Source organism: Streptomyces sp. NPDC007901, assembly GCF_042959465.1.
Classification (GTDB): domain Bacteria; phylum Actinomycetota; class Actinomycetes; order Streptomycetales; family Streptomycetaceae; genus Streptomyces.
Window position 1 is genome coordinate 877,723 of sequence record NZ_JBIBKW010000001.1, and the last position, 12,846, is coordinate 890,568.

Consider the following 12,846-nt stretch of genomic DNA (forward strand, 5'->3'; position numbering starts at 1 on the left):
GGACTCAGCGCCCGTCCGCCCCCGGCTCGCGGTAGTAGTGGTACGCGTGGTGCGCCGCGAAGCCCAGCCGCGTGTACATCGCCCGAGCCGCTTCGTTGTCCGTCTCCACCTGGAGCCAGGCGGCCGACGCGCCCTCCTCCAGCGCGCGCCGGGCGAGCGCGGCCATCACCTCGCCGGCCAGCCCCCGCCGTCGTAGCGCCGGATCCACCTCGACGGCGGCGAACCCGGCCCACCGGCCGTCCACCACCAGCCGCCCGATGGCCGCCGGAGCCCCACCTTCTGCCCCCGGCACGGTCGCGAACCACACCGAGGGCCCGCTCCCGAGCACCTGCAACGCGACCTCGCTCACCCCTTTGCGCTGGTAGCGCGCCAGCCAGGCCTCGTCGGCCTCCCGGGCGAGCGCCACCCCGGCCCCCTCCGCCCGGTCCGCCACCGGCGCCAGCCCCCCGACCCACAGCTCCGCGCTGACCTCACGCGTCCACCCCCGCCGCTCCAGCTCCGCGCAGAGCAGCTCCTGCGTGCCCTCGGCGCCGGTCGCGGTCTGCACGTACGCGGGCAGCCCCCGTACGCCGTACCACCGCCGTACGGCCTCCAGCGCCGCGTCGAGCGGCAGCCCGGGATCGCCGAGCGGCAGCACGCTGTTGGCCCGCCGGGTGAACCCTCCGGATGCCCGCAGCTCCCACGCGCCGAGCCGCTCGCTCTCCACCGGCCGCCAGCCGCGCGCGGCGACCCGCGCGAGTTCGTCGTACGTCGCCGCGGGCCCCCGGCGGCGCGCCGGGGCGGCCGGCACCACCTTGCCCGCCACCAGCGCGGACGCCGGTATCCGGACGGTCGCCCCGTCCCGCCGTGTGATCGTCAGCACGCCGTCGTCGTCCCATGATGTGAGAACACCCACCGTGTCGGTGAACTTCTCCTCGGGGACGTCATTCCCGGTCAAACGTCGCACGGAGACCCGTTTACCCACGTCAGCAGCGGTGATGCGGACCTCGAAGCGTCCCGCGGCAGAGATTTCCACTGGTCAGTTCACCCCTCCTGTTCGGATCATGCCCAGGAACGGAGATACTAGAGGCGGGCATCGACGACGCCGCGCTCCCGCGCGCCAGGCGGCGGAGCCTACGGAGGCCCGCCAGCGCCCAATCGAGGAGGAACGACAGCGTGACCTACGTCATCGCGCAGCCTTGTGTCGACGTGAAGGACAAGGCGTGCATCGAGGAGTGCCCGGTCGACTGCATCTACGAGGGCCAGCGGTCCTTGTACATCCACCCGGACGAATGCGTCGACTGTGGTGCCTGTGAGCCGGTCTGCCCGGTCGAGGCGATCTTCTACGAGGACGACACTCCGGAGGAGTGGAAGGACTACTACAAGGCCAACGTCGAGTTCTTCGACGACCTCGGCTCCCCGGGCGGCGCCAGCAAGCTGGGCCTGATCGAGCGCGATCACCCGTTTGTCGCCGCGCTGCCCCCGCAGGCCGAGTAGTCCGTACCGGCGGCCCGCCGCATCATCGTGCCGCCTCGGTCCCGTACGCCCTGATCACGCCCGATCGGCGCCGTACGGGACCGAGGCGTTTGCCGTACCGGCCGTCGTCAGTCGTACCGGTCGTACCGAAGAAAGTGAGCCACCCACCGTGTCCGCAGTCTCCGACCGTCTGCCCACCTTCCCCTGGGACAAGCTGGAGCCGTACAAGAAGACGGCAGCGGCGCACCCGGACGGCATCGTCGACCTGTCGGTCGGCACCCCGGTGGACCCGGTCCCCGACCTGATCCAGAAGGCCCTGATCGACGCGGCCGACTCGCCCGGCTACCCCACGGTCTGGGGCACCCCGGCGCTGCGCGACGCGATCACCGGCTGGGTCGAGCGCCGCCTCGGCGCCCGCGACGTCACCCACCGCCACGTCCTGCCGATCGTCGGCTCCAAGGAACTCGTCGCCTGGCTCCCCACCCAGCTGGGCCTCGGCCCCGGCGACAAGGTGGCCTACCCGCGCCTCGCGTACCCCACCTACGAGGTCGGCGCCCGCCTGGCCCGCGCCGACTACGAGGTCTACGACGACCCGCGCGACCTCGACCCGGCGAACCTGAGGCTCCTCTGGCTGAACTCCCCGTCCAACCCGACGGGCAAGGTCCTCTCCCAGCAGGAACTCACGGAGATCGTCGCCTGGGCCCGCGCCCACGGCGTCCTGCTCTTCTCCGACGAGTGCTACCTCGAACTGGGCTGGGAGGCCGACCCGGTCTCCGTCCTGCACCCGGACGTCAACGGCGGCTCCTACGACGGCATCGTCGCCGTCCACTCCCTCTCCAAGCGCTCCAACCTCGCCGGCTACCGCGCGGCCTTCCTCGCCGGCGACCCCGCGGTCCTCGGCCCCCTCCTGGAGATCCGCAAGCACGGCGGCATGATGACGTCCGCCCCGACGCAGGCGGCGGTGGTGGCGGCCCTCTCCGACGACACCCACGTCCAGGAGCAGCGCGAGCGCTACGCCTCCCGTCGTACGGTCCTCCGGGAGGCCCTCCTGTCCCACGGCTTCCGCATCGAACACAGCGAGGCCAGCCTCTACCTGTGGGCCACCAGGGACGAGTCCTGCTGGGACACGGTGGCCCACCTCGCCGAGCGGGGCATCCTGGTGGCACCGGGCGACTTCTACGGCGAGGCGGGCGAGAACTTCGTACGCGTGGCCCTGACGGCGACGGACGAGCGCGTGCGAGCGGCTGTGGAGCGGCTCGCCTGACGGACGCGGCTCTCTTGAAGCCGGTCCCAGCCGGAGCGCCCCTTCAGGGGCGCGGGGCTGTATCAATGTGCGGCTCCGCCGCGTGGGCGCGAACAACCCCCACCGGCCCGCACCCGACGCACAACGAAAAGGGACCCAGGAAAGACCCCGGGCCCCTTCTCAACTCACCGGCGTGTCGGCGTCAGCCACCCAGCGGCAGCCCCTTCACCGGCAGCCCGCCCTTCGCGAGCCCGTCCGTCGGCAGCCCGCCGCCCTTCGTCGCGGTGGACGCCGTGTCACCCAGCAGCCCACCGGCGGAGCCTGCCGCGTCGCCCGCGGTGTGCTGCACCGCCGGCGCCGCCTTCTTGACGGTCTTGCCACCGGTCTTGCCCGCGGCCGGCACCGCCGACTCGACGGCCTTGCCCCCGGTGTGGCCGACGACCCCGGTGACGTGCTGCGCCGCACCGTCGGCGGTGTTGCCGACGCTCGCCCCGTCCAGGGCGGTCAGACCGCCCAGGTCGGGGGTGGCCGGCAGACTCGGGGCCGCACTGGCGGAGCCGGCCGCACCGACCCCGGCAGCCGCTCCCGCTGCGACGAGCAGCGCGGCACGGGCGATCCGGCGGGTCAGAGGGAGGGACATGATGCTCCATTCGACGGGAGGGAACGTGATCGCCGTGACTACCGCTCGAAGCCCGCGAAGGTTGCGGAGGCCCAAGGTAAAGAATTGATAATGCATCGCATTATCGGGTGTGGAGAAAAACGGGCAAACAGTGACCTGTCGGTGCCTCCGCAGAATCCTTACGGCTCAGGGTTCCCAAGGGATTTCGCGCATGCGGGAGTGACCGTGCCAAAACCTGAGCACGCCACCTGTGTGTTCCGTCCGCGCCGACCCGCCGGAGTGAAACCCCGAACTACTGCCCGGTGACGATTCGCACCGAGCCCGCGGAGTTCTCCGCGCCGCCCGTGCCCTGCGTACCGGCCGCCGCCTGCCACCGGCTGTCCGTGCTCCCGGCGGCCCACTCCCGGCCCGCGTACGACACCCGCTGGATGTGCAGCGCCGAGGCGTTGGCCACCGCCCAGTGCGCCAGCTGCCAGCCGCGCTCGCTCTCGGTACGGCCCGCCTTGTCGGTCTTCTTCCCCTCCGGCACCGGCACGGTCACGGTCCGCCCGTGCGCCGTGGCGGTCACGCTCGGCGTCGGCGTCGGCGACTTCGCCGAACTGCCGTTGACCTCGGCGCCGGCCTCCTCGACCGCGTCCCGCCCGAAGTCCCGTACGAGGGCGGTGCGCACCGCGTCCGGACCGGTCGCCGTCGCAGCCGCCGCCTCGGTCGTGGCCGCAGGCCGCCCGTCACAGGTCAGCGTGGCCGCCGCCTGCCCGGTCAGCGCCGCCGCGAGCAGCGTGGCGTCGGTCTCGTGCTTGGCGTACGCCTCGGGGTAACCGCTGCGCTGCACGCGCTGCGCGGCCACCGTCAGCGGCAGGCTCTCGTAGTCGGCCACCTTGGCCAGGTGGGCGTAGAACATCCCCGCCGCGTACGCCGGGTCCAGGATCTGCTTCCCGGTGCCCCAGCCCTGCGAGGGCCGCTGCTGGAACAGGCCCAGCGAATCCCGGTCGCCGTGCTCGATGTTGCGCAGCCCCGACTCCTGGATCGAGGTCGCCAGCGCGATGGCCACCGCGCGCTCGGGCATACCGCGCCCGGTGCCGACGGCGGCGATCGTCGCCGCGTTCACCGCCTGTTCGGGCGTGAACTGGTACGACTCGCCGTCGCTGCGGCCCGAGACGACCTTGCAGCCCTCGGCTCCGCCGCCTCCGGTCACGTACTGGACGACCAGATAGGCCGCGACGGCACACAGGATGAGCAAGCCGGACACGAAACGCAGGAGGCGACCGCGACGCTTGGGACGGTTGGGGGACGGCTCAGGCACGCGTACAACATACTGGAGAGTACGAGCCGCCCACCGCCGGGTCCGGAAGCCTGTGAATCAGCCCGGAGGATGCAGAGCGCTAGGGTCGAGGTCATGGCCGACACCTCGCTGGACCTCGCCTCGGACGCCGCCGTGCTCACCGCGCAGCTCGTCGACTTCGCCTCGGAGAGCGGTACCGAGAAGCCGCTCGCGGACGCGATCGAGAGTGCGCTGCGCGCGCTGCCGCATCTGACGGTCGACCGGTACGGCAACAACGTGATCGCCCGGACGAACCTGGGCCGGGCCGAGCGCGTGATCCTCGCCGGTCACATCGACACCGTCCCGATCGCCGACAACGTGCCGTCCCGGCTGGACGAGGGCGGCGTGCTGTGGGGCTGCGGCACCTGCGACATGAAGTCCGGCGTCGCGGTCCAGCTGCGCATCGCGGCCACCGTCCCGGCCCCCAACCGCGACCTGACCTTCGTCTTCTACGACAACGAGGAGGTCGCCGCCCACCTCAACGGCCTCAAGCATGTCGCCGAGGACCGTCCGGACTGGCTGGAGGGCGACTTCGCGGTCCTCCTGGAGCCCTCGGACGGCGAGGTCGAGGGCGGCTGCCAGGGCACCCTGCGGGTGCTGCTGAAGACGAAGGGGGAGCGCGCGCACTCGGCGCGCTCCTGGATGGGCTCCAACGCGATCCACGCGGCCGCCCCGATCCTCGCCCGCCTCGCCTCGTACGAGCCGCGCTACCCGGTCATCGACGGCCTGGAGTACCGCGAGGGCCTCAACGCGGTCGGCATCTCCGGCGGCGTGGCCGGCAACGTGATCCCCGACAGCTGCGTGGTGACCGTCAACTTCCGGTACGCGCCGGACCGGTCGGAGGCCGAGGCCCTCGCCCACGTCCACGAGGTCTTCGCCGACTGCGGGGTCGAGGAGTTCGTGGTCGACGACCACAGCCCCGGCGCCCTGCCCGGCCTCTCGCACCCGGCCGCGGCCGCCTTCATCGAGGCGGTCGGCGGCACCCCGATGCCCAAGTACGGCTGGACCGACGTCTCCCGTTTCTCGTCCCTCGGCGTCCCGGCGGTCAACTACGGCCCCGGCAACCCGCACTTGGCGCACAAGCGGGACGAAAGGGTCGAAATCGCCAAGATCCTGGCCGGCGAGGAGCGTCTGCGCACCTGGCTGACCAGCTGAGTCACACGGCGCCGCTTCGCACCGGACATGCCGACGTCCCGCGCCTGTAACCCGCGCGGATCTACGCTGAGGTGGAAACACCTGCAAGCGGAGGGAGCGCTTATATGCCTACCGGTAACCCTGAGGGGAAGAAGGTGCCGCCGGACGAGCAGCGCCTGGGACCGGTCCTCCGACGGCGCGGTCAGGTGACCGCGAGCACGACGGACCAGCGCCTGCTCGACGCGGGCGGACCCTCCGACTGGGTGCACACCGACCCCTGGCGGGTGCTGCGCATCCAGTCGGAGTTCATCGAGGGCTTCGGCACGCTCGCCGAACTCCCGGCCGCGATCAGCGTCTTCGGCTCCGCGCGGACACCCGTGGACTCGCTGGAGTACGAGGCGGGCGTGAAGCTCGGCCGCGGCCTGGTCGAGGCCGGCTGGGCCGTGATCACGGGCGGCGGCCCGGGCGCGATGGAGGCGGCCAACAAGGGCGCCCTGGAGGCGGGCGGCGTCTCCGTCGGCCTCGGCATCGAGCTCCCCTTCGAACAGGGCCTGAACCAGTACGTCGACATCGGCCTCAACTTCCGCTACTTCTTCGTGCGGAAGATGATGTTCGTCAAGTACGCGCAGGGCTTCGTGGTCCTGCCCGGCGGCCTCGGCACCCTCGACGAACTCTTCGAGGCCCTCACCCTCGTCCAGACCCAGAAGGTCACCCGCTTCCCGATCGTCCTGTTCGGCAGCGCGTACTGGGGCGGCCTGGTCGACTGGCTGAAGAACACCCTGATCGCCCAGGGCAAGGCGTCCGAGAAGGACCTCCTCCTGTTCCACGTCACGGACGACGTGGACGAGGCGGTGGCCCTGGTCTCCAAGGAGGCGGCCCGCTAGGAGCGCCAGGGGGAAGGCGGCCCGGGGCCCGGCGCGGACGACGGACTACGCCAGCCCCCGCCGCGCCACCGCCGGCGGCCGGTGCCCGGCGATCGACGCCACCATGTCCAGCACCTGCCGGGTCTCCGCCACCTCGTGCACCCGGTACACCTGCGCCCCCAGCCATGCCGACACGGCCGTGGTCGCCAACGTACCGATCACCCGTTCCTTCACCGGCCGGTCCAGGGTCTCGCCCACGAAGTCCTTGTTGGACAGCGAGACCAGGACCGGCCATCCCGTCTCCACCATCTCGCCCAGCCGCCGCGTCGCCTCCAGGCTGTGCCGCGTGTTCTTCCCGAAGTCGTGCCCGGGATCGATCATCACCGACTCCCGGGGCACCCCCAGCGCGACGGCCCGCTCGGCCAGCCCGAGGGTCACCCGCAGGATGTCGGCCACCACGTCGTCGTACGTCACCCGGTGCGGCCGGGTCCGGGGCTCGGCCCCTCCCGCGTGCGTGCAGACCAGCCCCACCCGGTACCGCGCCGCGACCTCGGCCAGCCCCGGATCGACCCCGCCCCAGGCGTCGTTCAGCAGATCCGCCCCGGCCTCGCAGACGGCCACCCCGACCGACGCCCGCCAGGTGTCCACGCTGATCACGACGTCCGGGAAACGCCTGCGCACCTCCGCGACGAACCCGACCGTGCGCCGTGCCTCCTCCGCCGCGGTGACCTCCTCGCCCGGCCCGGCCTTCACCCCGCCGATGTCGATGATCGCGGCCCCCTCGGCGACCGCCTCCTCCACGCGCGCGAGGGCCGGCTCGTCACGGAAGGTCGCCCCCTGGTCGTAGAACGAGTCCGGGGTCCGGTTCACGATGGCCATGATCACCGGTTCGTGGGGCGCGAATTCCCGCCTGCCCAGCCTGAGCATCGCCTGTGACCTCTCGTAGTAAGTCCCTCGGTACGGCCGCCTGCGACCCTAACTGTCAGACTCGCATGGCACGATCGGACACAGACACATTCGACACTGAGCAAGCCTGGGAGCCACCGCGATGGTTATGTTCCTGTTCCTGGTCGTCGCGCTCGCGGTCGTGGTCGCCGCGGTCACGCTCTCCGTGGTGAGCGGCGGCGAGAGCGGCCCGCTGCCCGAGGTGGCGCCGGAGCGGCTCCAGGACCCGCTGCCCCCGGACCGCCCGGTGAACCGCGCGGACGTGGAGAGCATCCGCTTCCCGCTCGCCCCGCGCGGCTACCGCATGGCGGACGTCGACGACGCGCTCAGCCGCATCGGCGCCGAGCTCGCGGAGCGGGACGCCCGGATCGCCGACCTCGAGTCCGCGCTGGCCGGCGCCCAGGCCGCGCCGCACAGCGCGCACACCTCCCACACCTCGCTGGACAAGCCCGAGCCGGGGGACCGGCCGTGACCGACGGAGCGGCCCTGGCCGGCCCGGACGGCGGACTGCGCTGCCCCTGGGCCCTGTCCACCGAGGACTACGTGGCCTACCACGACGAGGAGTGGGGCCGCCCGGTCCACGGCGACGACGCCCTCTACGAACGCCTCAGCCTGGAGGCCTTCCAGTCGGGCCTCTCCTGGATCACGATCCTGCGCCGCCGCCCCGGCTTCCGCGCCGCCTTCGCGGACTTCCGCATCGAGAAGGTCGCCACCTTCACGGACGAGGACCGGGATCGGCTCCTGGCCGACCCCGGCATCATCCGCAACCGCTCGAAGATCGACGCGACGATGGCCAACGCGAAGGTCCTCGCGGAGTGGGAGCCGGGTGAGCTGGACACCCTGATCTGGTCCTTCGCCCCCGCCCCGGGCACCTATCCGGCACCCAGGACCCTGTCCGACGTCCAGGCGGTCACCCCGGAGTCCACAGCCCTGTCCAAGGCCCTGAAGAAGCGCGGCCTGCGCTTCATCGGCCCGACGACGGCCTACGCCCTGATGCAGGCCTGCGGCCTGGTCAACGACCACTTGGAATCATGCGTGGCGAGGAGCGACCCGCAAGGGGCGCGGGGCTGAGTCGATGTGCGGCTGCCGCCGCGTGGGCGCGACCAGCCCCCACGCACCCGCAGTTCCCCGCGACGAGTCACCGCCCCAAATACTTCGGCTTCTCCTTGTTGACGAAAGCCTGCACGGCAATGGCGTGATCCTCGGAGGCGCCGGCCCGGGTCTGCAGCTCGTCCTCCTTGTCCAGCGTCTCGTCCAGGGAATGATCGAGGCCGAAGGACACCGCCTCCTTCAACGCCGCGTAAGCCACTGTCGGACCGGTGGCCAGCGCCCGCGCCACCTTCTCCGCCTCGGCCCGCAGCTCGGCGGCCGGCACGACCTTGTTCGCGATGCCCAGCTCGTACGCATCCTGCGCGCTGATGCTCCGAGGGAAGAACAGCAGGTCAGCGGCCCTGCCCGGCCCCACAACCCGAGGCAGCGTCCACGAGACCCCGGAGTCGGCGGTCAGCGCCACCCCCGCGAACGACGTGTTGAACGCGGCCGTATCGGCGACCACCCGGTAGTCCGCGGCGAGCGCGAACCCGAACCCGGCCCCGGCGGCGACCCCGTTCACCCCGGCCACCACCGGCTTCGGCGCCGACACCAGCGCCCGCACGATCGGGTTGTAGTGCTCCCGGACCGTCGTCATCGTCTGCCCGCCCCCGGTCTCCCGGTCGGACGCCAGCAGCGTGATGTGTTCCTTGAGGTCCTGCCCCACACAGAACGCCCGGTCCCCGGCCGCGGTCAGCAGGATCGCCCGGACGTCCGGGTCGGCCGCCGCCTGCTGCGCGGCGTCCCGAAGGGCGACCTTCGTCGCGATGTTGAGCGCGTTCATCGCCTCGGGGCGGTTGAGCGTGATCGTCGCGAGCCCGTCGCTCACTTCGTAGAGCACGGTGTCGGCCATGGTGCGTCCCCTCCGTCGTCATCGTCGTCGCGGCTGACGTACCGCTCAGTACGTCGATGCCCGAAGGACAGCATGGCGGAGATCGCCGTCCGGGGACCGGACCCGACGTGTGACCTGCGTCAAAGAAAACTGGAGCCGACTCGGTCGGCGTAAGGACGTGCGTCGGCGCAGTATCGCAGTCACATCGCCGAATTGAGTGGTTTTGCTCGCGTGCGTTGCCCAAGCGATGCCGACTGATGTTGGTCATCGGGTCCTGAGATGCGGGATAATGGCTTGGAAGCAATGTGTTCGATGCCGGTGTCGCGTGTCCGCTCGGGATCACGCGTGCCCTCGAGGGCCGTCGGTAGACGATGAGCTGTTTTCAGGAAGGGGAACGAGCATGGCGGCCATGAAGCCGCGGACGGGTGATGGCCCGCTCGAGGTGACCAAGGAGGGGCGGGGCATCGTCATGCGCGTTCCGCTCGAAGGCGGCGGTCGGCTCGTCGTCGAGCTGACCCCTGACGAGGCCGCGGCGCTCGCCGACGCCCTCAAGAACGTCGTCGGCTGAGGCGTCAGCGACCATACCCTTTCGGCCGCCCCGGTACCGCACGCGGTGCCGGGGCGCAGCCGTGTCTGGGGGAGGTGTCCGCCCGTTGTCAGGGGGAGGCGCCCGCAGGGTTCAGCGCTTGACCGCGCAGAGCAGCCCGTCGCCCACCGGCAGCAGCGACGGCATCAGCTCCTGGCTCTCCCGGACCGTGCGCAGCAGTTCGCGCAGCCGCAGCACCTCGGTGGGCTGCGGACCGGAGTCGACCGTGCGGCCGTTGGCGAAGACGCCCTCGAAGACGACCAGTCCGCCCGGGCGGAGCAGGCGCAACGATTCAGCGAGGTAGTCGGAGTACTCCTGCCGGTCGCCGTCGCAGAAGACCAGGTCGTAGCCGGCGTCCGCGAGGCGGGGGAGCACGTCGAGGGCGCGGCCGGGGATGAAGCGCGCCCGGTTGCTGGCGAAGCCGCACGCGCGGAAGGCGTGCCGGGCGAACTGCTGGTGCTCCGGCTCGGGGTCGACGGTCGTCAGGACGCCGTCCGGGCGCATGCCGTGCAGCAGATACATGCCGGACACCCCGCAGCCCGTACCGATCTCGGCGACGGCCTTGGCGTCCACGGAGGCGGCGAGCAGACGCAGCGCGGCGCCCGTGCCGGGCGACACCGAGCGCAGCCCCGCCTCGCGGGCCCGGTCCCGGGCCCAGCGCAGTGCTTCGTCCTCGGCGACAAAGGCGTCGGCGAACGCCCAGCTCGTCTGCCGGTTGCCGGTAATGACCCTCTCCTGTCCCCGTGGTTGCCTGGGCGTGACTGTATCCGTTGGCACCGGGAACCCGCAGATGGGACCAGGCGTTTATGGGGGTGTAGGACAAGGCGGGGGGACACGAATGGATCACGATGACGAGCGGGCGGTCGAGCAACCGCTGATGCGGACGGACGAGCCGGGTCAGCACAGATCAAGTTCTTGTAAAACCGCTTATCCGGTGCTAACGGGCGAGGTGGCTATGGTAGGGGCTCCACTGGACACCACCAGAGCCGACAGGGGAGGTGCGGCCGCGCCTGGGGATCGGAGAGGAGTGCTGCGGCGCTTCCTCGGGTCGGCAGGCAGGCCGAAATCCGTGAACGACACCGCTGCTGACCCCAGCCACGCCGACGCGCTCGGCAGGGGCGAGGACCGGACCGCGACCTTCTCCACCGACGCGGACGGGCAGGCATGGACTCCGCCCACGTGGGAGGAGATCGTCAGCACGCACAGCGGCCGCGTCTACCGCCTGGCCTACCGCCTCACCGGTAACCAGCACGACGCCGAGGACCTCACCCAGGAGGTCTTCGTCCGCGTCTTCCGCTCGCTGTCGACCTACTCGCCGGGCACCTTCGAGGGCTGGCTGCACCGCATCACCACCAACCTGTTCCTCGACATGGTCCGGCGCAAGCAGCGCATCCGCTTCGACGCCCTCGGCGAGGACGCGGCCGAGCGCCTGCCCAGCCGCGAGCCCACCCCCTCGCAGGCCTTCAACGACGCGCACTTCGACGCCGACGTCCAGCAGGCCCTGGACACCCTCGCGCCCGAGTTCCGCGCCGCCGTCGTCCTGTGCGACATCGAGGGCCTGTCGTACGAGGAGATCGCCGCGACCCTGGGCGTCAAGCTCGGCACGGTCCGCTCCCGGATCCACCGCGGCCGCTCCCAGCTGCGCAAGGCCCTCGCGCACCGCGACCCGGGGGTCCGCAAGGCCGAGCGCCGCTCCTTCGTGCCCCGTGTTCCCGCACTGGGAGGAGGGGGCGCGACCGCGTGAGTGGATCACGACCGAAACCCGCCGAGCGTGCGCTCGCCGAACAGCATCTAGGAGACCGACTCTCCGCCCTGGTGGACGGAGAGCTCGGTCACGAGTCGCGCGAGCGTGTCCTCGCCCACCTGGCCACCTGCGCCCGGTGCAAGGCCGAGGCGGACGCCCAGCGCGCGTTGAAGAGCGTCTTCGCGGAGGCCGCCCCGCCGCCGCCCTCCGAGAGCTTCCTGGCCCGCCTCCAGGGCCTGCCCGGGGGCGACCCGGACGGCGGCTCGCCGTTCGGCGGGGGAGGCCCCACGGGGCGCGGAGCCGCCGGCGGGATCTTCGGTGTGAGCCGGGAGGACCGCTTCGAGTTCGGCTACGTCCCCGCCCGCCCGCACGACCCGGCCGCGGTCGCCGACCGGGGCTTCCGTATCCACCCCGTCGGCCGCCCGGACGGCGACCGCTCCGCCTCGCGCGGCATGCGGTTCGCGTTCGTCGCCGCCGGCGCCGTCTCGCTGGCCGCCGTCGCCCTCGGCGGGGTCACCGCGGGCATGCCCGGCTACCCGGCCGCCGACGCCCGTTCCACCGGCGGCGGCAGCGTCGCCCCGGCCGGCACGGCGGGCACCGGCACCTCCGGCGCCGCCGACTCGCAGCGCCGCCGCTCGCTCAGCCCACTGCTGGCCTCCGGCACCCTGCTCGGCGGCACGACCGCGGTCCCCACCTCGGTCTCCGCACCGCTGCTCCCCGGGGTCCCCTCCCCGGCCGCCGGGCAGAAGGCGCTGCGCGCACTCACCGCGCCGGTCATGGCCGGCGCGGCCGCGGTCTCCCCGCTGATACGACCGCTGACCGCCAGCCCGCCGTTCGCCCTCACCTCGTGGAACGCCCCCGAGGCGACCGGCAACGGCCTGTTCGCCGTACCCGTCCCCGACACGACCTCCGCGCCCTCCTCCCCGTCCCCCGCTCACTCCCGCTCCTCGCGCACGGCCCACTGACCGGCCGTACCACCTGCTGAACGCTCCTGCCGGGTGGCCCGTGAACCTGG

General features: G+C 72.1%; 15 protein-coding genes. 9 read left to right on the forward strand and 6 right to left on the reverse strand.

Features of this window, described 5'->3' with window-relative positions; genetic code table 11:
• Positions 1-4 precede the first annotated feature (4 nt).
• Complete coding sequence (locus ACFZDK_RS04210) at positions 5-1,015, reverse strand: GNAT family N-acetyltransferase (protein ID WP_390969553.1); 1,011 nt, start codon at positions 1,013-1,015, stop codon at positions 5-7.
• Between the two features lie 140 nt (positions 1,016-1,155).
• Here ACFZDK_RS04210 and fdxA point away from each other — a divergent pair, with 140 nt between their 5' ends.
• Both fdxA and ACFZDK_RS04220 read left to right on the forward strand, forming a co-directional pair.
• Complete coding sequence (gene fdxA, locus ACFZDK_RS04215) at positions 1,156-1,476, forward strand: ferredoxin (RefSeq protein WP_079659886.1); 321 nt, start codon at positions 1,156-1,158, stop codon at positions 1,474-1,476.
• Positions 1,477-1,624: 148 nt separating this feature from the next.
• Positions 1,625-2,719: a bifunctional succinyldiaminopimelate transaminase/glutamate-prephenate aminotransferase gene (locus ACFZDK_RS04220; RefSeq protein WP_390969556.1), complete on the forward strand. Its 1,095-nt coding sequence runs from the start codon at positions 1,625-1,627 to the stop codon at positions 2,717-2,719.
• A gap of 181 nt (positions 2,720-2,900) precedes the next feature.
• Here the strand turns inward: ACFZDK_RS04220 and ACFZDK_RS04225 are convergent, their stop codons facing one another.
• Together ACFZDK_RS04225 and ACFZDK_RS04230 are read right to left on the reverse strand one after the other, a co-directional pair.
• Positions 2,901-3,338 carry an ATP-binding protein gene (locus ACFZDK_RS04225; protein WP_355722783.1) on the reverse strand — a complete coding sequence of 146 codons (438 nt, stop codon included), beginning with the start codon at positions 3,336-3,338 and terminating at the stop codon, positions 2,901-2,903.
• 271 nt (positions 3,339-3,609) lie between these two features.
• Complete coding sequence (locus ACFZDK_RS04230) at positions 3,610-4,566, reverse strand: heavy metal transporter (protein WP_390969558.1); 957 nt, start codon at positions 4,564-4,566, stop codon at positions 3,610-3,612.
• Positions 4,567-4,713: 147 nt separating this feature from the next.
• On the opposite strand from ACFZDK_RS04230, the gene dapE reads away from it, so the two are divergent.
• Together dapE and ACFZDK_RS04240 are read left to right on the forward strand one after the other, a co-directional pair.
• Positions 4,714-5,793 (forward strand): succinyl-diaminopimelate desuccinylase, encoded by a 1,080-nt coding sequence (dapE, locus tag ACFZDK_RS04235; RefSeq protein WP_390969559.1) that lies wholly within the window; start codon positions 4,714-4,716, stop codon positions 5,791-5,793.
• Positions 5,794-5,897: 104 nt separating this feature from the next.
• Positions 5,898-6,656 (forward strand): TIGR00730 family Rossman fold protein, encoded by a 759-nt coding sequence (locus ACFZDK_RS04240; protein WP_390969560.1) that lies wholly within the window; start codon positions 5,898-5,900, stop codon positions 6,654-6,656.
• Between the two features lie 45 nt (positions 6,657-6,701).
• Here the strand turns inward: ACFZDK_RS04240 and folP are convergent, their stop codons facing one another.
• Positions 6,702-7,562: a dihydropteroate synthase gene (gene folP, locus ACFZDK_RS04245; RefSeq protein WP_390969561.1), complete on the reverse strand. Its 861-nt coding sequence runs from the start codon at positions 7,560-7,562 to the stop codon at positions 6,702-6,704.
• Positions 7,563-7,683: 121 nt separating this feature from the next.
• Here folP and ACFZDK_RS04250 point away from each other — a divergent pair, with 121 nt between their 5' ends.
• Both ACFZDK_RS04250 and ACFZDK_RS04255 read left to right on the forward strand, forming a co-directional pair.
• Positions 7,684-8,052 carry a DivIVA domain-containing protein gene (locus ACFZDK_RS04250; RefSeq protein WP_390969563.1) on the forward strand — a complete coding sequence of 123 codons (369 nt, stop codon included), beginning with the start codon at positions 7,684-7,686 and terminating at the stop codon, positions 8,050-8,052.
• Entirely contained in the window at positions 8,049-8,651 is a 603-nt protein-coding gene (locus tag ACFZDK_RS04255) for a DNA-3-methyladenine glycosylase I (RefSeq protein WP_390969566.1), read from the forward strand. The genes ACFZDK_RS04250 and ACFZDK_RS04255 overlap by 4 nt, the downstream gene beginning before the upstream one ends.
• Before the next feature lie 67 nt (positions 8,652-8,718).
• On the opposite strand, the gene ACFZDK_RS04260 is transcribed toward ACFZDK_RS04255, so the two are convergent.
• The gene (locus ACFZDK_RS04260) at positions 8,719-9,522 is read right to left on the reverse strand and encodes an enoyl-CoA hydratase-related protein (RefSeq protein ID WP_390969567.1); all 804 of its coding nucleotides are present in this window, start codon (positions 9,520-9,522) and stop codon (positions 8,719-8,721) included.
• A gap of 379 nt (positions 9,523-9,901) precedes the next feature.
• Here ACFZDK_RS04260 and ACFZDK_RS04265 point away from each other — a divergent pair, with 379 nt between their 5' ends.
• Positions 9,902-10,069, forward strand: coding sequence for a DUF3117 domain-containing protein (locus ACFZDK_RS04265; protein ID WP_069751535.1), 168 nt, complete (start codon positions 9,902-9,904; stop codon positions 10,067-10,069).
• A 111-nt stretch (positions 10,070-10,180) separates the two neighbouring features.
• Here the strand turns inward: ACFZDK_RS04265 and ACFZDK_RS04270 are convergent, their stop codons facing one another.
• Positions 10,181-10,864 carry an O-methyltransferase gene (locus ACFZDK_RS04270; protein ID WP_359226459.1) on the reverse strand — a complete coding sequence of 228 codons (684 nt, stop codon included), beginning with the start codon at positions 10,862-10,864 and terminating at the stop codon, positions 10,181-10,183.
• Positions 10,865-11,114: 250 nt separating this feature from the next.
• Between ACFZDK_RS04270 and sigE the strand changes: the two genes are divergently transcribed.
• Positions 11,115-11,831, forward strand: coding sequence for an RNA polymerase sigma factor SigE (gene sigE, locus ACFZDK_RS04275; RefSeq protein ID WP_390969570.1), 717 nt, complete (start codon positions 11,115-11,117; stop codon positions 11,829-11,831).
• Positions 11,828-12,796, forward strand: a complete 969-nt coding sequence (locus tag ACFZDK_RS04280; RefSeq protein ID WP_390969571.1) for a zf-HC2 domain-containing protein — start codon at positions 11,828-11,830, stop codon at positions 12,794-12,796. Before sigE ends, ACFZDK_RS04280 begins: the two co-directional genes overlap by 4 nt.
• The last annotated feature ends 50 nt before the right edge of the window (positions 12,797-12,846 follow it).